The 21314-nt window shown below is 65.1% G+C and carries 15 protein-coding genes and 1 riboswitch; of the genes, 7 read left to right on the top strand and 8 right to left on the bottom strand.

All coding sequences use genetic code 11. The annotated features are described in order from the left end of the window. Positions 1-84 precede the first annotated feature (84 nt). The 3 genes from POF53_RS08270 to POF53_RS08260 all read right to left on the bottom strand — a co-directional run bounded on the left by POF53_RS08270 (position 85) and on the right by POF53_RS08260 (position 4843). A complete protein-coding gene (locus POF53_RS08270; RefSeq protein ID WP_498967199.1) occupies positions 85-1062 on the bottom strand; it encodes a hypothetical protein in 978 nt (325 codons plus the stop codon). Between the two features lie 54 nt (positions 1063-1116). Continuing rightward, positions 1117-1773 (bottom strand): YEATS-associated helix-containing protein, encoded by a 657-nt coding sequence (locus POF53_RS08265; protein WP_498967197.1) that lies wholly within the window; start codon positions 1771-1773, stop codon positions 1117-1119. Positions 1774-1978: 205 nt separating this feature from the next. Next, the gene (locus POF53_RS08260) at positions 1979-4843 is read right to left on the bottom strand and encodes an HD domain-containing phosphohydrolase (protein WP_498967195.1); all 2865 of its coding nucleotides are present in this window, start codon (positions 4841-4843) and stop codon (positions 1979-1981) included. Between the two features lie 734 nt (positions 4844-5577). On the opposite strand from POF53_RS08260, the gene POF53_RS08255 reads away from it, so the two are divergent. Further along, complete coding sequence (locus POF53_RS08255) at positions 5578-6936, top strand: 8-oxoguanine deaminase (RefSeq protein ID WP_050706082.1); 1359 nt, start codon at positions 5578-5580, stop codon at positions 6934-6936. A gap of 62 nt (positions 6937-6998) precedes the next feature. Here the strand turns inward: POF53_RS08255 and POF53_RS08250 are convergent, their stop codons facing one another. The 3 genes from POF53_RS08250 to POF53_RS08240 are packed head-to-tail and all read right to left on the bottom strand — an operon-like array spanning position 6999 to position 10610. Continuing rightward, a complete protein-coding gene (locus POF53_RS08250) occupies positions 6999-7922 on the bottom strand; it encodes an ABC transporter substrate-binding protein (RefSeq protein ID WP_498967193.1) in 924 nt (307 codons plus the stop codon). Then, the gene (locus tag POF53_RS08245) at positions 7915-8643 is read right to left on the bottom strand and encodes a (2Fe-2S) ferredoxin domain-containing protein (protein WP_498967191.1); all 729 of its coding nucleotides are present in this window, start codon (positions 8641-8643) and stop codon (positions 7915-7917) included. Before POF53_RS08245 ends, POF53_RS08250 begins: the two co-directional genes overlap by 8 nt. Positions 8644-8654: 11 nt before the next feature. Beyond that, on the bottom strand, positions 8655-10610 hold the full coding sequence (locus tag POF53_RS08240; protein ID WP_498967189.1) for a TonB-dependent receptor plug domain-containing protein: 1956 nt from the start codon (positions 10608-10610) through the stop codon (positions 8655-8657). Between the two features lie 89 nt (positions 10611-10699). Continuing rightward, positions 10700-10903: riboswitch (cobalamin riboswitch) on the bottom strand. A 142-nt stretch (positions 10904-11045) separates the two neighbouring features. On the opposite strand from POF53_RS08240, the gene POF53_RS08235 reads away from it, so the two are divergent. The 3 genes from POF53_RS08235 to POF53_RS08225 all read left to right on the top strand — a co-directional run bounded on the left by POF53_RS08235 (position 11046) and on the right by POF53_RS08225 (position 15119). After that, positions 11046-11435: a DUF2946 family protein gene (locus POF53_RS08235; protein WP_203652483.1), complete on the top strand. Its 390-nt coding sequence runs from the start codon at positions 11046-11048 to the stop codon at positions 11433-11435. A 70-nt stretch (positions 11436-11505) separates the two neighbouring features. Continuing rightward, complete coding sequence (locus tag POF53_RS08230; protein WP_498967187.1) at positions 11506-13659, top strand: TonB-dependent receptor; 2154 nt, start codon at positions 11506-11508, stop codon at positions 13657-13659. Further along, entirely contained in the window at positions 13659-15119 is a 1461-nt protein-coding gene (locus tag POF53_RS08225; RefSeq protein WP_498967185.1) for a PepSY domain-containing protein, read from the top strand. The genes POF53_RS08230 and POF53_RS08225 overlap by 1 nt, the downstream gene beginning before the upstream one ends. Positions 15120-15282: 163 nt before the next feature. Here POF53_RS08225 and ykgO read toward each other — a convergent pair whose 3' ends face one another. Continuing rightward, on the bottom strand, positions 15283-15429 hold the full coding sequence (gene ykgO, locus POF53_RS08220) for a type B 50S ribosomal protein L36 (RefSeq protein ID WP_023632134.1): 147 nt from the start codon (positions 15427-15429) through the stop codon (positions 15283-15285). Positions 15430-15566: 137 nt separating this feature from the next. On the opposite strand from ykgO, the gene POF53_RS08215 reads away from it, so the two are divergent. Further along, positions 15567-17657 carry a TonB-dependent siderophore receptor gene (locus tag POF53_RS08215; RefSeq protein ID WP_498967183.1) on the top strand — a complete coding sequence of 697 codons (2091 nt, stop codon included), beginning with the start codon at positions 15567-15569 and terminating at the stop codon, positions 17655-17657. Between the two features lie 22 nt (positions 17658-17679). Beyond that, a complete protein-coding gene (locus POF53_RS08210) occupies positions 17680-18402 on the top strand; it encodes a DUF4198 domain-containing protein (protein WP_498967181.1) in 723 nt (240 codons plus the stop codon). 330 nt (positions 18403-18732) lie between these two features. Here the strand turns inward: POF53_RS08210 and POF53_RS08205 are convergent, their stop codons facing one another. Next, positions 18733-19152: a TonB-dependent receptor domain-containing protein gene (locus POF53_RS08205; protein WP_498967179.1), complete on the bottom strand. Its 420-nt coding sequence runs from the start codon at positions 19150-19152 to the stop codon at positions 18733-18735. Between the two features lie 234 nt (positions 19153-19386). Between POF53_RS08205 and mrdA the strand changes: the two genes are divergently transcribed. Further along, on the top strand, positions 19387-21273 hold the full coding sequence (mrdA, locus tag POF53_RS08200) for a penicillin-binding protein 2 (protein ID WP_498967177.1): 1887 nt from the start codon (positions 19387-19389) through the stop codon (positions 21271-21273). Positions 21274-21314 lie beyond the last annotated feature (41 nt).

The following is a 21314-nucleotide window of genomic DNA, read 5'->3' as shown; positions in this document are numbered from 1 at the left end:
GCTGTGGGAGCGGGCTTGCCCGCGACGCAGGCGGCGCGGTGGATGGCGCCGGCTTCGCAGGTGCCCCCGGAGATGAGCGAGTCGTTATCTTGCACGGCGAGATAGCGGCTCCAGCATCATTTGTTTCTTTGACCAACGATTGTCCAAAGTGACGACCAGGCCATCCGCCTGTACGTGACTCGGTTGGGCCGTCCGCTCCTCGGCGATCAGTGCAGCTAGCTTGCTGACGCTTTCGGGCACATCGGACATTTCCTGCAGTGCCTTGTGCATTCGCCGGCTTATCCCTATCGTTACGCCCGATTCGGGCATGTTCATGAACACATAATCCTGCCCATTAAGCTGACCACGCCCTAGCCGCTCTTGCGGAGCCTGGATAATGAACGAGTAGTAGTCTTGAATTGCCGCGACAACATCAAAGTCTAGATCCTCCGCATCGTCGTCATATTCCTCCGGATCAGCAATATGAAAGTCCAGGCTGGGAGAGAAACACGCCTGCACCGCCACACGAAGGGAAGGAAACTGACCATTCACCTTGCGCAGTTGCCGGGTCTGGGTCTTTGCTTTGCGCAACGCATCAGCATCAAATTGATTGCTACGCCCCTTGGCTTCTGCAACCACCCAACCACCACGGCTGTTCAGACCAATCAAGTCTGGCTGGGAACGGTCTATAAGCACCGCCGTCCCTCCCAGGGACTTCAGCATCGACAAGTGGAAAAGCCATGGCGCATCGAGAAGCCGCGAGCACAATACCTTCGTAGCTAACATACCAAAAAAGTAAGAAACACCCCCTTTCTCACTCGGGTCCAACCCCTCATATAGTTTACTTTGCGCGATCGTGTACTTCCCGAACTTGAGATTCGCATAGACCGTGTGAGCACGCACTATGCAATCACTCACAGAATACAGGCCATGAGCAAAAAGATGCGCCATCCCTGGTTTCCCCATGGAGATGGCGGCCCATACCAACTCTGTCATTTCAACGGTGAGCCACCGCCGCCCTCTGAGGAGCCTTCCGTAATGCGCTGGAAAATGAGTGGGTGAATAACGAATCAGGTACGTCATCAGTAAAAATCCATTTCAAGTATTCCACCTCACTGACATGCCATATCCGAAATACTAATTACCAGCCGCTGTCATACCCACGACACGCCCGCTGGCACTCGGATACCATCGCATTTCGTTTCGTGAGTTGAGGCCACTTTCAACCAGACCTTTGCTGGCCAGGTAGGAAAGTGTCTCGTGCGATTCGGTGGTGCTCACCCCCAACTCTTTACTCAACCCAGTGGCCGAGCGCATGGTGTAAGGGCCAGTGCACATGTGAGCAAGCAGTTTTTTCTGCAAGGCGGAAAGCTCAGAGAGCAACGCCTTGCTCTGCTCTTCTTCTACTTCGGCTTCGCCAGGTTCACTCTGCTCGACTATCTGCAATGCTGTACGCGCCTTGCTTTCAGCAGCCGCAGCCTTCTCTTTTGTATCGCTCAATTCCTGCAAGAACTTTTCACTAAGGCCTCTTATGAAGCGCAGCGAGGAAACCGAGGCCACCAATGAAAAACCCACCAAAACCAGCAGCTTGCTGAGATCAAATTCGTTGCTTTTCAAGATATCGCTGACCAGCGTACTTGATATCGTATTCAAGAACAAAGGCACCATCAGTGAAGCGCAAACCCCAATGGCCATATGTTGCAAGCACGAGAGCCGCCCCTCCGCACTTGCAGTAATACGGGCAACGACGCCACCAAATGCTCCAGACAACAACAGAGAGGCGAGAACAATCATTGACATATCATTCACTACAGTGTTTCCCTTCACAATTCCATGGATCGCAAGAAAAGGTTTCTGGCTCCTGCTTCTGGCATCCAGCCTGATCGCAGAGTGGCATAAGCAATGGCATATAGCCACACCTTCTCTTGAGGCAGCTCCTGCATCCAAGCGTTCAGCCTCATAGCGGTCCCATGCCTGAGCAGTGCTGAACCTATACAGGCTACTGCAGTGATGGCTGATCGCTCCCTTCAACCAGCCCCAACCAATATTCCACGTCCACCTCATCGATCTGCTCGGGGCGCAGGAACTGCTCGGCATACTGGCGATACACGCCGGTGTTGAGGAACAGCCGCAGCAACTGCCCGTCGATATGGTTGTCACGGGCCATCGACACCAGGATCTTCACCGACTCGGACAGGGTCTTCGGCGCCTTGTACGGCCGGTCCGCCGCGGTCAGCGCCTCGAAGATGTCGGCGATCGCCATCACCCGCTCGGGGATGCCCAACGCATCCTTGCCGAGCCGGCGCGGATAGCCGCTGCCGTCCATCTTCTCGTGATGGTTGCCGGCAATCGCCGGCACGCGCCGCAGCTGACGCGGGAACGGCAACGCGCTGAGCATGATGATGGTCTGCACGATGTGCTCGTTGATCTTGAAACGCTCCTCATCGTTGAGCGTGCCACGGCGAATCGACAGGTTGTACAGCTCGCCATGGTTGCTGGCATGGGCCGGCAGGCGCATGTCGAAGCCCCAGCGGTTGCGCGGATCGTCCTTGGCCACTGGTGGCTTGCGCGGCCCCCAGGGCACCTGGTGCTCGTCGCGGTCGGCCAGCAGCGGTTCCTCCACCGGCAGGGGCGCAGGTGGCATGTCGGCGAAGCGCGCGGCCTCGTCGCGGGAGATGCCCAGGCGGTTGTCGAAGTGCCGCAGCCAGCGGCGCTGGCCGATGCGGCGCAGGCGTTCGATGTCGGCCTCCTGCATGAACTCGCCGCCGATATTGGCTTGGGCGACGAAGGCGAACTCGTCTTGCAACTCGGCCCGGCACTGCTCCAGCGCCTGGCGCAGCAGCAACTCGTCATCGCCGTTGGCCACGCCTTGCCAGTAGGCGATCTCGGCGTCGCGCCAGAGCACCTCGAAGCGCATGCGCACCTCATGCACACGGTTGTACAGGGTCTCGAGCTTGGTCGCCTTGTCCACCACGTATTCGGGGCTGGTAATCTTGCCGCAGTCGTGCAGCCAGGCGGCCACGCGAAACTCGTAGCGCTCGTCCTCGTTCATGCTGAAGCCGGCATAGGGGCCGCTTTCGGCCTGCACGGCCTGGTCCAGGAGCATCTGCGCCAGCTGCGGCACTCGCTCGCAATGGCCGCCGGTATAGGGGCTCTTGGCGTCGATGGCGTCGGCCAGCAGCTTGATCATGGCATCCAGCAGGCGCTGCTGGGCCTCGACCAGCTGGCGGGTCTCGATGGCCACGGCGGCGGCGCCGGACAGTTCCTCGACGAAGCGCCGGAACGCCTGCCCGGCGTGTTCGTCCTCCAGTTGCAGGACCAGAATGCCGAGGAGCGACTGGCCGCGGTCGTTGAGCACCACCGCCAGGCTGCGTCCCTGCAACGACAAGGCCTGGGTCACGGCATTGGCGAGGTCTTGATGGTCGTGCTCATGTACCGCCAGTTCAGCCGGATAGTCCTGGGCCCGGCAGGCCGCAGCCAGGCGCAGGCGTGCGTTGTCGGCATCGTACAGGTACACCGCGCCGGCACTGGCGCTGGCAGCCGCCACCAGGTGGTTGAGCACGCCGTCGAGCATACGCTCGAGCTGGGTCTCGCGGCTGAGCGTGAGGGTGATCGCCTGGAAGTTGCGGATGGTGCCGGACATGCGGCTGAGCACCCGGCTCAGTTCACGCACCTCCGACACCCGCGAGAGCACACCCACCTCACGGCTGAAATCAAAACCGGCCAGGCCCTGCACCTGCTCCGTAAGCCGGCGCAACGGGCGGCCGATGCGCCGGCCGAGCAAGCCACCGAGCAACAGCAACACCGCCGCCAGCGCGCCGGCCCAGAGCAGTTGCTCGAACAACACCTGGCGCGCGCCGGCCAGCAGCTCGTGGGCCGGCACGGCAATCAGCACCTGCAGGTCCTGCCCGGCCACGGTGGTCAGCGGCACGCGCATGCCATACCAGGTCTGCCCTTCAACCTGATACGGCTGTGGCCGGGTACCCTGGAGGGTATCAGCATGGATCCGTGCGAGGCTGGCAATGCCCAGTTCATCGATGCGCGACAGGCGCACGCCCTCGCCTTCGCGGACGATGACCCGCTGCAGGTCCGGATAGGCCACCACGCTGCCCTGGTCATCGACCACGGCGATCTCGGTGCCAGCCGTCATGCGCAGGTCGCGGCTCTCGCTGGCCAGGTCGGTGACCGAGACGTCCATGCCGATCACCGCCGCGCCATCGACGCTACGCTGGGCCATGGTCAGGCCGATCTCGCGGGTGGTGAAGAACACATAAGGGCGGGTAAGCACGGTGGTGGCTTGCGCAGAGGCTTCGACGAACCAGGGGCGCTGACGCGGATCGTAGCGGTAGTCCGGCTTGGGCTGGTGCAGCAGCAGGGTCATCGCCTGGTCGTAGAAACGCCATTCGCCATGCAACGCACCGTCTTCGCCCAGGCTGACGGTCTGTACCAGGAACATCGTGCCTGCCGGTGCCGCGAAGCGCTGCAGCAACTGTGGGTCGCGCAGGCGGCGGACCAGCAGGAACTCGCCATTGGGGTAGCCGAGGTAGGCGGCGCTGAGCATGCGGTTGGCGCGCAGGCTCTCGACCAGTTGCGGCAGGCGCTCCAGGTGCTGCGCCATTGTGCCCGCAGCGGTATCGAAGGCCAGCAGGCGGATGCTGCTCTGCACCGGATCGACCAGGCGTCGGGCGCGCTCGTCGATGGTCCGGCCGATCTGCTGGGCGGCATCGCCGGCGGCGGCCACCAGGGTCTGGCGCACCCCCAGGTAGCCCTGCCAGGCCAGGGCCGCGCCCAGCGCCAGCATGCCCAGCATGATCGCCAGCGCCACCAGCCATTGCAGGGAGATACTCCGGCCACGGTTGTTCATGAACGCCTGCCCCGTGCAGACGCCAGCCTTGCCGCATGCCCCATCAACGCGCAGCCCATCCCAGGTACTCCCCGTGTGGCGATTTCCACAGTGTAATCAGCCCGCGCGAACCTGCCGGCCTGTGACAGTGGCTGGTAGCGAGACAGTCGCATGCTGGCGCAACGACATCAATCATGCCCTGAATCATTGTGGGAGCAACTGTCTTGCTCAATTTTTAGAATCTGGCGCGATCCCCGTGGGAGCGGGCTTGTCGGACCGCCGCACCGCCGCGAACACCGGCGCAGCCGGTGCCATACACCGCGCTGGATTCTTCACGGCGGTGCGGCGGTCCGATAAACCCGCTCCCACAGGGTCAAGCTAAATCAAGTTTGTTCCATGAGAGTGGCCCGTCCCGCAGTCGTCAGAATTGCGGCAAAAAACTCGTATACAAAAAAAAGAAATTCTGTTTACACTGCCTCACGCCTACGACAACGGTCATCGCCGTTGCGTATTGCGACAGGCTCAAGCCATGCGACATCCGCTATCGCCCAACCTCCCCGGGCCCCCTTCTCGAATGCCGTGCGTCCTGAACGCCGCATCCGCCCTGCTGCCATCGACCCACACGCCCGATACGCCCTCGCCAGGGCCGATCCTGCGCGTGCGCGGTTCTGCTCCAGCCTTCGACGCCGGGCTTCGCCACGGCGCCTGACGCTTCCCTACAATCAGAAAACACACCCCAAGCGGGAGGGACACCCATGCCCAAGACACTACTGGTCAAGAACGCCGAACTGCTGGTGACCATGGACGGCGAACGCCGCGAGATCAAACGCGGCGGCCTCTATATCGAAGACAATGTGATCAGGCAGGTCGGCCCCAGCGATACCCTGCCGCAACACGCCGACGTGATCCTCGACATGACCGGCAAGGTGGTCATCCCGGGCCTGGTCAACACCCACCACCACATGTACCAGAGCCTCACCCGCGTGGTGCCGGCGGCCCAGGACGGCGAACTGTTCAACTGGCTGACCAACCTCTACCCGATCTGGGCGCGGCTGACCCCGGAGATGATCTCGGTATCGACCCAGACGGCCATGGCCGAGCTGATCCTCTCGGGCTGCACCACCTCCAGCGACCACCTGTACATCTACCCCAACGGCTGCAAGCTCGACGACAGCATCCACGCCGCCGAGGAGATCGGCATGCGCTTCCACGCCGCGCGCGGCAGCATGAGCGTCGGCCGCAGCCAGGGCGGCCTGCCGCCGGACTCGGTGGTGGAGAAGGAAAGCGACATCCTCAAGGAGTCACAGCGCTTGATCGAGGACTACCACGATGCCAGCCACGGCTCGATGCTGCGCGTGGTGGTGGCGCCCTGCTCGCCGTTCTCGGTCAGCCGCGACCTGATGCGCGAGGCGGCGGTTCTGGCCCGCCAGTATGGCGTGTCGCTGCACACCCACCTGGCCGAGAACGTCAACGATATCGCCTACAGCCGCGAGAAGTTCGGCATGACCCCGGCCGAGTACGCCGAGGACCTGGGCTGGGTCGGCCACGACGTCTGGCACGCCCACTGCGTGCAGCTCGACCAGCACGGCATCGAGCTGTTCGCCCGCACCGGCACCGGGGTCGCCCACTGCCCGTGCTCGAACATGCGCCTGGCCTCAGGCATCGCGCCGATCCGCAAGATGCGCGACCACGGCGTGCCGGTGGGCCTGGGGGTCGATGGTTCGGCGTCCAACGACGGCGCCAGCATGATCGGCGAGGTGCGCCAGGCGCTGTTGCTGCAACGGGTCGGCTTCGGGCCGGATGCGATGACTGCCCGCGAGGCGCTGGAGATTGCCACCCTGGGCGGCGCCAAGGTGCTCAACCGCAACGATATCGGCGCCCTCGCCCCGGGCATGGTCGCCGACTTCGTCGCCTTCGACCTTGGCCATGTGGCCTATGCCGGCGCCCTGCACGACCCGCTGGCGGCGCTGGTGTTCTGCACCCCGACCCATGTCGACACCAGCGTGATCAACGGGCGTGTGGTGGTTCAGGGTGGGCGCATCACCACCGTCGACCTGCCGCGGGTACTGGAGCGGCACAACCAGCTGGCGCGTCAGTTGGTCATCGGCGAGTAGCACCCAGCCCATCGCGGGGCAGGCCCGCTCCCACGCCAAGCTTCGCGATCAGGGCGGGCCAGCTATGGGACAGCCACTTCCCTGAGCCGCCGCGCCAGTTCCAGGGCCACCCGCCCGCTGGCCGGCGTGGGTACCAGCTCGGTGAACGGGATATCGATCATGCGATTCTCGCGCACCGCCCGCAGGCTCGAGAGCACCGGGTCGCGGGTCAGCAGCTGACGCTTGCGGCTGGCCGGCGACCACAGGGCGTCGGCCAGCAGGATCACATCGGGGTCGCTGCTCAGCAGCGCCTCGCGGTTGACCGTCACCCGGTACTGGTCAATCCCGCCGAGCACATTGCGCGCCCCGGCGGCGGCCAGCAACGGCGTGACGAAACCCCGCCCGCCTTCGCTGTCCAGCCCCCGGACCTCGCTGTCGAGGTAGAACACCGACAGCGGCTTGCCGACAGGCGCGATCGCCCTGGCCCGCGTCAGGTCCGCCTCCATCGCCTCGATCAACGCCTGCGCCCTCGCCTGCCTGCCGAGCATTTCGCCAAGGAGGGTCAGGTCACGCCGGACATGGGCGTAGTAGTCCAGGGAATGACCGGCACAGGCCGACTCGAGCAGGTAGGTGGCGATCCCGTTGCCGGCCAGCCGGGTTCGCGAGCTGACCCCATCGCCGAAAGCCGTGGCGAATCCACCGACCACCAGGTCCGGCCTTTGCGCGTACAGCACCTCGCTGGCCGGATACTCCCGGGCGATCACCGGCACGCCCTGGTAGCGGCCCTGCTTGTAGGCGACGCCGTTGTCGTCCAGGTAGGCCACCCCGACCATCGACGGCCCCGCACCGAGGGCGAGCAGCAGGTCGGCCGCGTGCTGGTTGAGGGCGACGATACGCGCAGGCGTCGCCGCAGGCCGTTGCCAGTCCTGCCCGCAGTTGCGAAAGCTCTCGGCCAGGGCCGGTGTGCCACAGCACAGGGCCAGCGACAGCAACCAGGCTTTACGCATCGCATGTCCCTCCCTTGATCAGCAATCTTTCGGCGATCCTTCCGCCCTCTAGATGCGTTTCCACCAATTCCTCCACCTCCCGATCATCACGTACCCGATACCAGCAGCCGTCCGGGTGCACCGTCAGCACTGGCCCCAGGTTGCAGGGGAACTGGCACCCCGTGCGAGTCAGCAGCACGCCGCCCGGCGTCTCGATCAGGTCACGCTCCAGCAACTGGCGACGCAGGCGTTTCCACAATGGCAAGGCACCGCGCCGCACGCAGCGTGGGCCGGTGCACAGGAACACCTGGCGGGCATGCTCGGGTATCCGCGACCAGTCCGGATCGCTGGCCACCGCGTTGACCTGGTCGCATGGCAGGTGACGGGCATGCTCGCCGACGCTGGCACACGCCGCCCGAGCATCCAGCCCGCGCCGACCCAGGGCCTGGGCCGTGACCCAGATGCCGGCGCGACCTTGCGCCAGGCGCCCCAGTTCATCGCGCAGCCAGTCGAGGTAGGCGCTGTCCGAGGTGGGTTCCAGGTCCACTACCAGCAAGCGCTCAATGCCCAGGTCAAGGGCCTCGCGGATAACCACCCACAACCCGTCGAAGCCCTCCAGGGTATCGACGATATCCCGGTCCGCCTCGCGGCCACGCAGGTCGCGAACCTCGGCGCCGAACGCCTCGGCCACCGAGCCACTCGCCAGACCGGGGCCCACGAACAGCACACGCTGATAGTCCATGCTCACGCCCCTCAGAAGGTGTAGGTGTACCGCAGTTCGCTGGTGAACGGCCGCCCGAGGTTGTCGACATTGCTCGCCCGGCTGGTGACATAGTCGCGGTCGAACAGGTTCTCCACCAGCAGGCTCAGCCGGTGCTGGCGGGCGCCGTCCAGGTAGCGATAGGCATCGGCGTCGACCACCGAGTAATGGCCGTAGTCGACGCCCTTGGAGCTGACCACATCGCGAATGTAGCGAATGGCCCCTCCGGCACCCCACCTGCGGTCTGCCGATTCGTAGCCGAGCCGCGAGCGGGCGAAGAAACTCGGCACGTCGTTGATCGTCGCCCCGGTACGCGACTCGGTGAGGTTACGGGTCATGTCGGCCTGCAGGCTCCATTGGTCGTCGAGCTGGATACGTGCATCGGCCTCGAAACCACGCATCTGCACCTGCCCCTGGCCATTCACCCACTGGCTGCCGTCCAGGGTGATCAGGTCGGTGATCTTGCGCCGGAACACGGTGACGCTGGCGCTGAACTCACGCGCCAGCAGCAGGCCGTGGTAGTCCAGGCCAAGCTCGGCATTGCGGCTCTTCTCGGGCTTGAGGTCGCGGTTGCCGATCTCGTCGCCAGGCTCGTTGACGAACAGCTGCTCGGCGTTGGGCAGCTTGTAGGCGCTGCCGTACTGGCCGCGCAGCTGCCAGTTGTCGTTCAGGTCGTACAGCGAGGTGAGCATGCCCACCGTGGCGCTGTCGCCGCCGCTCATGGCCTCGTGGCGCACGCCGAGGCTCGGGTGCCAGTTCGGCAGGGCCTCGATCCTCGGTCGCAGCTGGGCATACAGCGCATTGGCCTGGGCCTTGTTGTCGTCGATCACCAGCACGTCGTCCTGGCCCTTGAACCACTGGTTGTCGGAACCGAACACCAGCACATGGCCGCCGTCGAGCTCGGCCTTGCCCTCGGCCTGCACACCCCAGTCGGTGAAGCCCCAGTAGTCGTTGTGGTTGACCACGTTGCGGCTGCCGTCGGCGCGGTTGTTGATGCGGGTGTAGCGGGTGTCCCAGTCGTTGACATGGCCCTTGACGAAGTAGCTCAGGCGCTCGTTGAGGCGCTGCTCGAAGGTGGCGGTGGCGATCTGCTGCACGCGGTCATTGGTGGTCTTGTAGTTGTTCACCGGCCGGGCGAAATCGAGGTTGGCGTCGGTGTACTGGTAGAACAGCTCCAGCCGCGTATCGTCGCCGAAGGCCTGGATCGCCTTGCCGCCGAAGGTGGTTACCTCGTAGCCGCGTTTCTTGTCGCTGACGTTGCCGCTGTAGTCACGGTTGCGAAACGGTTGGTAGCCGTCGGAGACGTTGTGACTGACATAGGCCAGCAGCCCCAGGTCGCCGAAACCATTGCTGAAGATCCGCTCGACGCGGGCGTCCTTGCTGTTGCCGGCGAAGCTGTCCAGGCCCAGGTTGACCTCCCCCGAAGCCTCGCGGCGCTGCGGGCTGCGGGTGACGATATTGATCACCCCCGCCACCGCCTGGGTGCCGAACAACAGGCTCTGGCCGCCCTTGAGCACCTCGATGCGCTCCACCGCGTTGGCCGGCAGGGTGTCCAGGTACAGGCCACCGTACAGGCGGTTGTTCAGGCGCACGCCGTCGAGCAGGATCAAGGTGTCGTCGTTGCGCCCGCCCAGCAGCGAGTAGGTGCCGTAGTCGAACGGGCCGTTCTTCGGCGCGACGTAGAAGCCGGGGATGAACATCTGCATCACCCGGGTGATGTCGGCGCCGGGGCCGGCGCGCTCGATCTGCTCGCGGCTGACGATCTCGACCTTGCTGCCGTACTGGGCCATGGCGGCGACCGTGGTCGACTCCACCGAGGGCGCGGCGACGATCTGCTGGTCGAGGATCAGAGGGGTGTTTTCGGCCAGTGCCAGGGGGCTGGCCAGGCAGCCCAGAAGCAGGGTCCGGGCCTTGGGGGAGAAACGTCGGGAGTGAATCACAGCAATCATGCTCTTCTCGAAAGTGACTTTCGCAGAAGCACGCAGGAGCAGGGATCGCGCACAGCCAATACCGGCCCATGCCCGCCCACCGCAGGAGTTTGCCTACCACATTCCAGGCCGGTCTCCGGGCTCGCAAGACAAGACACCTTCACCTTCCCATGGCGCACTGGCCACAGTGGTCTGTCGAAGGCATCACTTGCATACCGTTGCGGGGGCAGCACCGGACTGGCGCGAAGCGCGTACCGGTTTCCCGTTTCACCCCATGCGCGGCGGCATGGGACACCTGAAATCGGTCGGCATCTGAACACCTGGGGCCGAGAGGCGTCAAGCCAGCCAGGTGAATCGATTCGAATGTTTTTTATCGGCCGAGCACTCTAGGCAGATGTTTCAAACGCTGTAGAATCCGCACGCCGAACCTATTCTCATTCCCTTCGAGCTTTGCCGATGAAGCTGGCCCGCCACACACGATCGCAAGTCGCCTGGGTGCTGTATTTCAGCATCCTGTTCGGCTCGTTGCTGTGCGCCATGGGCCATGGACAGATGGCGGGCTTGCGCCTGGCCGGCCTGGATGACGCCGCCTGGTGCGCGGCCGACAGCAGCGGCGTGTTCAAGGGCGACCAGGACATCAGCGACCCGGTGCTGCCCGCCGGCGGCGACTGCGTGATCGCCAGCCTGTTCAGCGCCACCCTGCTGGCGGTGTTCTTCGGCCTGCTGGCCTTGCTCGCCGGGGAGTCGAGCAAACCCTTACCCAGGCAACCCGCGCCACCCCTGCCCAAGCAGCGCTGGCCACTGGTCAATCCGCGCGCCTCTCCTGCTTCGCTTCTCGCGTTCTGACATCGCCACGCCCTGCGCTGCCTGATCGGCAGCGGGCGTGCGCTCACCGATTTCAGCCAGGAAGCCTTGCATGTTTCGCATGACCACTTTGGCGCTGCTCGTTGGCAGCGCAACCTGCGCCTGGGCGCAGGAAGACACCCTGACCCTGCCCGCCAGCAACGTCACGGCCACCGCCGACCAACCCAAAGAAGCCACCACCCTGGACCTTGACCGGCCTATCGAAAGCGGCTCGCGACTGAACCTCAGCGCCCGCGAGAACCCCGCCTCGGTCAGCGTCGCCGACCGCAAGACCATGGAACGCATCGGCGCGCGCAACTTCCAGGACGCCGCCAACGCCCTGCCCGGGGTCAACGCTTCGGCACCGCCCGGCTGGGGCGGCTACGTGTCGTACCGCGGCTTCAACGGTGCCCAGGTCAGCCAGCTGTTCAATGGCATCAACCTGCAGTACGGCGCTGCCGGGCGACCGGTCGGGGCGTGGATCTACGACCGCGTCGAACTGCTCGGCGGCCCCTCGTCGTTCCTCAACGGCAGCGGCGCCGTCGGCGGCAGCCTGAACATGATCACCAAGCTGGCCAACCGCGACGAGGATACCTTCGAAGGCCGCGTCAGCTATGGCCGCTACGACACGATGGAGACCTCGGTCGGCTTCAACAAGGCGCTCAACAGCGGCGACGGCCCACGCCACTACGCCCGGCTCGACTACAGCCGCACCAGCACCAATGGCTATATCGACCGCCAGGAGAACGGGGCCGGCAACCTGGCCTTCTCGCTGCTCAGCGACATCAACGACCAGTTGTCGCACACCCTGGCCATCGAGTACCTGGAAGAAAAAGAGGACAGCCCGTACTGGGGCTCGCCGGTGCTGCAGCCGGCGGTCGGCACCCTGCATATCGACAAGCACAATCGCTTCAACAACTACAACGTCGAGGACGGCCGCTACGAGCAGCGCACGCGCTGGCTGCGCTCGATCACCGACTACCGCATCGATGACAGCAACCAGCTGCGCAACACCTTCTACCACTACAACGGCCAGCGCGATTACCGCAACCTCGAGGTGTACCGCTACAACGCCGGCAACACCGCCATCGACCGCTCCGGCGGCTACCGCCAGCGCCACGACCAGGAGGTCAACGGCAACCGCGTCGAGCTGACCCACCAGGGCCAGCTGTTCGGCCTGGCCAGCGACTGGGCGTTCGGCGTGGACTACAACCGCAACCAGCAGACCAACTACCCGCTGTCCAAGGGTGCCTTCGACCGCATCGACCCGAACGGCTTCCAACCTGATCACTTCCTCGACATCCCCGGCATGGACGCGCCGCGGGCCAAAGGCCGCAGCACCAACACCGACACCACCGCGGGCTTCGTCGAAAACCGCACCCGCCTGACCGACCAGCTGTCGCTGATCACCGCGCTGCGCTACGACCATATCGACTTCGACGTGGTCGACCACGTGACCCGGGCCAAGCTGGACCGGCGCTGGGACGCCTTCACCGGCCGCCTGGGCCTGGTCTACGAGCTGACGCCCAATGTCAGCCTGTACACCCAGTACAGCACCTCGGCCGAGCCGCCGGGAGGCTCGCTCACCGGCGCCTCGATCAGCCAGGTCGGCGACTTCGACCTGAGCACCGGCCGCCAGGTGGAAGTGGGCAGCAAGTTCGACTTCCTCGATGGGCGCGGCTCGGCCACTGCAGCGGCCTATCGCATCGTGCGCAAGAACATCTCGGTGCCCTCCTCGACCGTGCCCAACACCACCGAGCAGGCGGGCCAGCAGACGTCCACCGGCATCGAGCTGGCGGCCTCGTTCAAGGTCACGCCCAAGCTGCTGGCGGCGGGCAACTTCAGCTGGGTCAACGCCGAGTACGACGAGTTCAACGAGACCATCGGCGGCGTGGTGTACTCGCGCAAGGGCAAGAACCCGGTGAACATCCCCGACCGGGTCGCCAACCTGTGGCTGACCTACGACCTGGCGCCGGGTTGGCAGGTCGGCGCCGACGCCCGCTATGTGTCGTCGGTGTACGCCAATACCGCCAACACCGCCTGGGTGCCGTCGTACACCGTCTACGGGCTGTCGATGACCCACGACCTGGACCAGCACGTGCAGCTCAGCGCGCGGCTGCGCAACCTCACCGACGAGGTCTACGCCCGCTTCATCCACCAGACCAACACCCAGTACTACCTGGGTGAGCCGCGCAGCCTGGAAGTCGCTGTGCAGTGGCGCTACTGATGGGCCTGAAACGCCAGCTGTACCTGTGGCACCGCTGGCTGGGTATCGTCGCCTGCCTGTTCATGGCGCTGTGGTTCGTCTCCGGGGTGGTCATGCTGTATGTCGGCTACCCCAAGTTGACCCCGGCCGAGCGCCTGGCCCACCTGCCGGCACTGCCGGCGGGTTGCTGCGCCGAGTTGCCGGCGCAGTGGGCGCAGCAGCCGTTGAAGGCACTGCACCTGACCAGCCTGGGCGGGCGGGCGCACTACCTGCTGGAGCTGGCCGACGGGCGCCGCGTCACCCTCGATGCCGCCAGCGGCGCGTCCCTGGCTCAGGCCGATGCCGCCTGGGCCCTGGCCAATGCCCGGCAGTACGCCGGTGACGCGGCACTGGCCTACCAGGGCACGGTGGACGAGGACATGTGGACCCACTCCCGGGCACTGGACGGTGACCGGCCCTTGCACCGGGTGCGGGTGGACGATGCCGCCGGCACCTGGCTGTACCTGTCCGGGCGCAGCGGTGAAGTGGTCCGCGACGCCACCGCGCAGGAGCGCGCCTGGAACTGGGTCGGTGCCTGGCTGCACTGGCTCTATCCCTTGCGCGGCGGGTTCGGCTTCGACAACGGCTGGCGCACGCTGGTGATCGGCCTGTCCGTGCTCGGCACGCTGATGGCGGTCCTGGGCATCGCGGTGGGCATCCTGCGCCTACGCTTGCGCAAGCGCTATCGCAGCGGCTCGTGCAGCCCTTACCCGAGCGGCTGGCTGCGCTGGCACCACATCGGCGGGCTGCTGTTCGGCGGCGTGCTGGTGTTGTGGGTGTTCAGTGGCCTGATGTCGATGCGCCCCTGGGGCCTGACCGACAGCCGTTCGCAGATCGCCCTGCAACCCGGCCCGCTGCGCGCCGCCGACCTCAAGCTGCCGATCGCCACCGCGTTGGCGCGGTTGCGCGATGAGGCAGGCTTCAATGCCGTCGAGTTGCAGTGGCAGCGCCTGGCCGACGTCACCTACCTGGTGGCACGCAACGCCAACGGCGACAGCCGCATCCTTGAAGCCGGCGCGCCACCGGCCCGGGCGTTTGCCCGGCAACGTCTGCTGACGGCCGCGCAGGTCATGGCCCCGGGCATTGCGGTGCAAGACGACTGGCAGACCGCCTACGACTTCCACTACTTCGCCCGCGATCCGCAGAGCATGTACGGTTTCCAGTCCAGGCCGTTACCTGTGCTGCGCCTGCGCTTCGACGACCCGGCCGGCACCTGGGCCTACATGGACCCGGCCAGCGGCATGCTGGTGACCAGCCACGACCGGGCGCAACGCACCGGCCGCTGGTTGTTCAACCTGTTGCACAGCTGGGACTGGCAACCGCTGCTGGCGCGGCCGCTGTTGCGGGAAGGGCTGATCATCGTCCTGAGTAGCGGTGGACTGGTGATTGCCCTCAGTGGTGTGGTGCTGGGTTGGCGGCGTTTGCGCAGGACGCTCCGGTAGCGTCTGCATCGAGCATGCAGCATTCTCGGCGGGCTCTCGTGGGAGCGGCGGTGCGCCGATGCGACTTGCCCCGCGATGGTTGTATGGCACCGGCTTTGCCGGTGATCGCGGGTCAAGCCCGCTCCCACGCTATAACGCCTACAACTCTTAACGGAGCCGCGTGCTACCCCCGCTTCTTCTTCACCCCGCCCTGTCGGGCCTTGAACCGCGGATTGGACTTGCAGATCACATAGATCCGGCCACGACGCTTGACCACCTGGCAATCACGATGACGGCGCTTGGCCTGCTTGAGTGAGGACAGTACTTGCATGAGAACCTCCAGTTACGTAATAACATTACGATAACGCGAATCATTCCCATCTGACAATCACGCCGTAAACCACAGCTCCCTATGGCGTCAGAGCAATCTTAAATGTTACGTTATTACATATTAATTGGAGATCCCTCGTGAACCCTCGCGCACCGCTTCTGGCCGGCCTCACCCTGGGCCTGTTCGGCCAACCCCTCTCGGCAGCCCAACCCCTGCTGCTGGAGGAAACCTCGATCACCGACGCCTACCTCGAAGAGCGTGCCGACGGCCCGGTGCAAGGCTATCGCGCCACCCGCTCGGCCACCGCCACCCGCACCGACAGCGATATCCGCGACACCCCGCAGAGCATCCAGGTGGTGCCCGCCCAGGTGATCAAGGACCTCAACACCACCCGCATCGACCGCGCCCTGGATTTCGCCGGCGGCGTGTCGCGGCAGAACAACTTCGGCGGCCTGACCTTCCTCAACTACAGCGTGCGCGGCTTCACCACCGGCGAGCTGTACAAGAACGGCTTTGCCATCAACCGCGGCAGCTACAGTTCCCCGGACACCTCCAGCATCGAGCGCATCGAAGTGCTCAAGGGCCCGGCCGCCAGCCTCTATGGCCGTGGCGACCCTGGCGGGCTGGTCAATATCGTCAGCAAGCGCCCCCAGGCCGAGACCTTCAGCACCCTCAGCCTGAGCGCGGGCAGCTGGGACCGCTACCGCACCGCCCTGGATGCCAACGCGCCCCTGGACAGCGAAGGCAACCTGCTGGGCCGGATCAACCTGGCGGTCGAGGACAACGGCAGTTTCCGCGATCACGTGAACAGTGAACGACGCATCGTCAGCCCGTCGCTGAGCTGGCAGCTGTCGCCGGACACCCGGGTGATGCTCGATGCCGAGTTTTCGCGCACCGAATCGGTGTTTGATCGGGGCATTCCGGCGGTCAACGGCCAGATGGGTTCGGTGCCGCGCTCGGCCTTCATGGGCGAACCCAACGACGGCAAGATCCGCAACGACAACCAGACCCTCGACCTGGCGCTGGAGCACTTTCTCAACGACGACTGGAAGCTGCGTCTGGCCAACCACTACACCCAGGGCACGCTCAAGGGCAACAGCTCCGAGCCCCAGGCCCTGGTCGGCAACACCCTCACCCGCTTCTACCGCGAGCGTGACTTCGAGTGGAACGACAACATCACCCAGGCCGAGCTGCACGGCCAGTTCCAGCTGCTCGGCTGGCAGCACCAGAGCCTGATCGGGCTTGAATACGAAAACTACCGCAACAGCCAGAAATACCCGCAAAGCGCGACCTCGGCAGGCTATGGCCTGGACATCTACAACCCGGTGTACGGCAAGCCCAAGCCGGCGCTCACACGGGCCAACGACTTCTTCGAACGCACCGAAAGCCATGCCCTCAACCTGCAGGACCAGATCGCCTTCACCGAGCGCCTGCGCGGCCTGCTCGGTGTGCGTCTGGAGCGCATCGAACAGACTGCGCAGAACCGCTCCACCGGGGTCAGCAACAGCCAGGCGAAGGATGTCGCCACGCCGCGCGTAGGGCTGCTGTACCAACTGACCCCGCAAGTGGGCGTGTTCGCCAACGCCTCGACCTCGTTCAAGCCCAACACCATCGGCACCCAGGGCCAGGTCTACAAGCCTGAAAAAGGCCTGGGCTACGAGACCGGACTAAAGCTCGACCTGCTAGACAACCGCCTGGGCGCGACCATCGCGCTGTTCCATATCGACAAGGAAAACGTCATCACCACCGACGCACTCGGCGAAAGCGTGGCGGCGGGCGAAGCGCGCAGCCAGGGGCTGGACCTGCAGTTCAGCGGCCAACTGACCGACGCGGTGCGGGTGATCGGTGCCTACGCCTACATCGATGCCGAGGTCACCAAGGGCGACGCGGCCCTGCCCAAGGGCAGCGACTTGCTGGGCATTGCCCGCAACAGTGGCAGCGTGATGGGCGTGTACGAGTTCCAGGACGGCGCCCTGCGCGGCTCGGACATCGGCGCGGCGTTCAACTATGTCGGCGAGCGCTCCGGCCAGGCCGGCAGCCACTTCACCCTGGATGCCTACAGCACGGTCGACCTGCTGGCGCACTACAAGGCAAGCGAACAGGTCACCGTGGGGCTGAACCTCAACAACCTCTTTGATCGCAAGTACTACGAACGTTCGTACAACAGTTCGTGGGTGCTGCCGGGCGATCCGCGCAACGTCAGCGTAAGCCTGACCCTGAACCTCTAAACCTCTGATTCAAGGGACTGTCATGCATCCATCACTGAAACTGGCCGCCCTGCTGGCCATGACCATCAGCGCCGACGCCGGCGCCCACGGCCTGTGGACCGAGCAGCGACGCGGCAATATCGAGGCGGTATACGGCCATGGCGCCGAGGATGACGCCTACAAGGCCGAGAAGATCAAGCGCGCCTGGGCGTTCGACAGCGCCGGCAAGGTGATTCCGGTCAGCGTCGAGCGCCTGGCCGACCATGCTCGCCTGCAACCGCTCTCCCCGCCCGCGGCGCTGGCCGTGGTACTGGACAACGGACCGTGGTCACAGCGCCCGGACAAACAATGGGTCAACCAGGACCGCAACCAGGTCAAGGATGCCATCGCCTCGACTCACAGCTTCAAGTACAGCCTGGCCATCTACCAGGGCAGCGCCCGTTTGCCCAAGCTGGACATGCTGCGCCTGGCCATCGTGCCGCTGAGCGACCCGCTCAAGGTGGGGCCCGGCAACCTGCTGGAAGTGCAGGTCCTGATCGACGGCAAGCCCGCGCCGGGTATTCCCCTGCAGGGCGACTACCGGGGCGCGCCTGATCAGGTCAGCGCCACGACCGGCGCTGACGGCCGGGCGCTGATCAAGGTGCGCAACGCGGGCCTGAACATCATTGCCGCCCAAGCCACGCAGCCTTTGCCCGAAGGTTCCCCCGTGGCGCAACAGAGCCTGTTCAGCTCATTGACCTTCCTGGGCGAACCGCACCACGAATAGCCACGTCACGCCAGGCCGCAGCGACCGGGGTGCCGATGAGAAAGTTGGCGAACAGCAAACCGCAACAGGTGTGCAGCCATGAAAGGGATTGGGTGATGGTTTTCTGCTTCATCCCAGGCGCTGCGGCAGTTGCGGCCAGAAGCCGATCAGCGCCAACAGCACGGCGGCGACGATGCGCGAGAGCATGGGCCAGGAGAGATTCACGGTTTGCAATCCTTGGGGGCGCGTTGCGCCCCTTTCGCGGCACAAGGCCGCTCCTACAGAAGATCACGTCCCTCTGTAGGAGCGGCCTTGTGCCGCGAAAGGGCTGCGCAGCAGCCCCGCTTGTCATCAGAACGAGGTGGTCACCGACGCATAGAACGCGCGCCCCGGCTCGTTGTAGGTGGCGGCGCCGGCGCTGGTCCCCGCCCCTTCGCGGTACACGCGCTTGTCGAACAGGTTGCTGATGCCGGCGCCGAACGACAGGTTCTTGCTCAGCGCGTAAGTGCCACCGATGCCCCAGACATGGTACGGATCAAGGGTCTTCAGCTCGTTCTGCGCCGTGACGCTGACCTCGCGGGTCGGATTGAACCGCCGCGGCTCCTGCTTGCCGTAGTAGGTGCCGGTCAGGCTCAACGACAGGGCCTCGGTCACCTGCCAGTCGAACATGGTGTTGACGGTGTACTCCGGCACCACCGACAGCGGGTTGCCGTCGCTGTCCTCGTTGGCGAGGATGCGCACCGGGGCATGGGAAGCAAGAGCCGACTGCATGGATTACCTTGCGAATGATAATGATTACTTGTCGCGTATTCTGACAAATCCCATCCCTTCGGCACAAATCCGATCGTTCCCAGCGTTCCATGAAGGAAACTTCATATTTGCCGCCAGCCCCCTGGAAGCGGGGCCGAGCGGCGTTGCGTGGAGGCTGCGCGGCTGGGCTCGCCTTGAGCCCCCCCTGCCCGCCCGCGTAGCATCGCGACCCCATTGCGTGACACCACGAAGCCCATGCCCCAGCCCATTCCCCTCAAGGACCACGAAAAGGAAAAGCACCTGGTCAACCGCCGGTTGCTGGCCTGCGCCCTGCTGGTGATGAGCCTGGTGGCGGTGCTGGTGGGTCGGCTCTATGTGCTCCAGGTGCTGCAGCACGACCAGCAGAGCGCGGTGTCGGAGAACAACCGCGTGCACGTGCTGCCGATTCCACCGGAACGCGGCCTGATCTATGACCGCAACGGCGTGGTGCTGGCCGACAACAAGCCCAGCTTCAACCTGACCATGACCCGCGAGCGGGCTGGCGACCCGGCGCGGGTGCTCGACAGCCTGGCGCAGATCCTCACGCTGTCCGAGGACGACCGCCAGCAGTTCGACAAGGACCTGCGCCGCGGACGCAAGCCGTTCGAGCCGGTGACCCTGCTGGTGGGCCTGAGCGAAGAGCAGATCGCCCTGATCGCGGTCAACCAGTTCCGCCTGCCGGGGCTGGAGGTCGAGCCGCAGTTCATCCGCGAATACCCGCTGGCCGAGCACTTCGCCCATTCGGTGGGCTACGTCGGGCGCATCAACGAAAAGGAAGCCAAGGCCCTCGACAGCACCGCCTACCGCGGCACCCAGTCGATCGGCAAGACCGGTATCGAACGATTCTACGAGAACGAACTGCACGGCCAGGTGGGTTACGAGGAAGTCGAGACCAACGCCCAGGGCCGGGTGATGCGCGTGCTCAACCACCACGACCCGGTGCCGGGCAAGGACATCGTGCTGAGCCTCGACGCCCATCTGCAGCAGGCCGCCGAGAAAGCCCTGGGCGACCGGCGCGGCGCGGTGGTGGTGCTCGACCCGGCCAACGGCGATGTGCTGGCCATGGTCAGCAACCCGGCCTTCGACCCCAACCTGTTCGTCAAGGGCATCAGCTACAGGCAGTACGCCGCCCTGCGCGATTCCATCGACCGGCCGCTGTTCAACCGCGTGCTGCGCGGGCTGTACGCCCCCGGCTCGACGGTCAAGCCCGAGGTGGCCATCGCCGGCCTCGACAGCGGCGTGATCAACCCCGCCAGCCGGGTCTTCGACCCCGGCTACTACGAGCTGCCCAACTACGACCACAAGTACCGCAACTGGAACCGCACGGGCGATGGCTGGGTGGACATGTACACGGCGATCATGCGCTCCAACGACACCTACTTCTACGACCTGGCGCACAAGCTGGGCATCGACCGCCTGCACGACTACATGGCCGAGTTCGGCCTGGGCCAGAAGGTCTCGCTGGACATGTTCGAGGAAGCCCCCGGGCTGATGCCGTCACAGGCCTGGAAGCGCGCTACCCGGCGTCAGGCCTGGTTCCCCGGCGAGACGCTGATCCTCGGCATCGGCCAGGGCTACATGCAGGTCACGCCGCTGCAACTGGCCCAGGCCACCAGCCTCTTGGCCAGCAAGGGCGCCTGGCACCGCCCGCACCTGGCGCTGACCATCGGCGGCCAGGCGCCGGTCGACCCCAACCCGATGCCGGATATCGTGCTGCACGACCGGCACGCCTGGGACCAGGTCAGCCAGGGCATGCAGATGGTCATGCACGACCCGCGCGGCATCGCCCGCGCCGCCGCCGCCGGCGCGCAGTACCGCATCGCCGGCAAGAGCGGCACGGCGCAGGTGGTGGCGATCAAGCAGGGTGAACGCTACAACCGCAACAAGACCCTCGAGCGCCACCGCGACAACGCCCTGTTCGTCGGCTTCGCCCCGGCCGAGCACCCGGCGATGGTGGTGGCGGTGATGATCGAAAACGGCGAGGCTGGAGGTCGGGTGGCGGGGCCGGTGGTGCGGGAGGTGATGGATGCGTATTTGCTGGATGAGCAGGGGCATTTGAAGGCGCAGTATGCGGGGATGGTCAAGGCTGTTCCGCATACATAGGGCCGTGCCTGAATCGAGGCTTGGATACTTGCGGAAAGTGA

Source organism: Mitsuaria sp. RG (assembly GCF_028369275.1).
In the GTDB taxonomy this organism is placed as follows: Bacteria; Pseudomonadota; Gammaproteobacteria; order Pseudomonadales; family Pseudomonadaceae; genus Aquipseudomonas; species Aquipseudomonas peradeniyensis.
This window is presented reverse-complemented; position numbering and strand designations above follow the sequence as displayed.

Coding starts and splice junctions, on each gene's coding strand:
- POF53_RS08270 (WP_498967199.1), bottom strand. CDS start 1,062: ATGACGTACCTGATTCGTTATTCACCCACTCATTTTCCAGCGCATTAC.
- POF53_RS08265 (WP_498967197.1), bottom strand. CDS start 1,773: ATGATTGTTCTCGCCTCTCTGTTGTTGTCTGGAGCATTTGGTGGCGTC.
- POF53_RS08260 (WP_498967195.1), bottom strand. CDS start 4,843: ATGAACAACCGTGGCCGGAGTATCTCCCTGCAATGGCTGGTGGCGCTG.
- POF53_RS08255 (WP_050706082.1), top strand. CDS start 5,578: ATGCCCAAGACACTACTGGTCAAGAACGCCGAACTGCTGGTGACCATG.
- POF53_RS08250 (WP_498967193.1), bottom strand. CDS start 7,922: ATGCGTAAAGCCTGGTTGCTGTCGCTGGCCCTGTGCTGTGGCACACCG.
- POF53_RS08245 (WP_498967191.1), bottom strand. CDS start 8,643: ATGGACTATCAGCGTGTGCTGTTCGTGGGCCCCGGTCTGGCGAGTGGC.
- POF53_RS08240 (WP_498967189.1), bottom strand. CDS start 10,610: ATGATTGCTGTGATTCACTCCCGACGTTTCTCCCCCAAGGCCCGGACC.
- POF53_RS08235 (WP_203652483.1), top strand. CDS start 11,046: ATGAAGCTGGCCCGCCACACACGATCGCAAGTCGCCTGGGTGCTGTAT.
- POF53_RS08230 (WP_498967187.1), top strand. CDS start 11,506: ATGTTTCGCATGACCACTTTGGCGCTGCTCGTTGGCAGCGCAACCTGC.
- POF53_RS08225 (WP_498967185.1), top strand. CDS start 13,659: ATGGGCCTGAAACGCCAGCTGTACCTGTGGCACCGCTGGCTGGGTATC.
- ykgO (WP_023632134.1), bottom strand. CDS start 15,429: ATGCAAGTACTGTCCTCACTCAAGCAGGCCAAGCGCCGTCATCGTGAT.
- POF53_RS08210 (WP_498967181.1), top strand. CDS start 17,680: ATGCATCCATCACTGAAACTGGCCGCCCTGCTGGCCATGACCATCAGC.
- POF53_RS08205 (WP_498967179.1), bottom strand. CDS start 19,152: ATGCAGTCGGCTCTTGCTTCCCATGCCCCGGTGCGCATCCTCGCCAAC.
- mrdA (WP_498967177.1), top strand. CDS start 19,387: ATGCCCCAGCCCATTCCCCTCAAGGACCACGAAAAGGAAAAGCACCTG.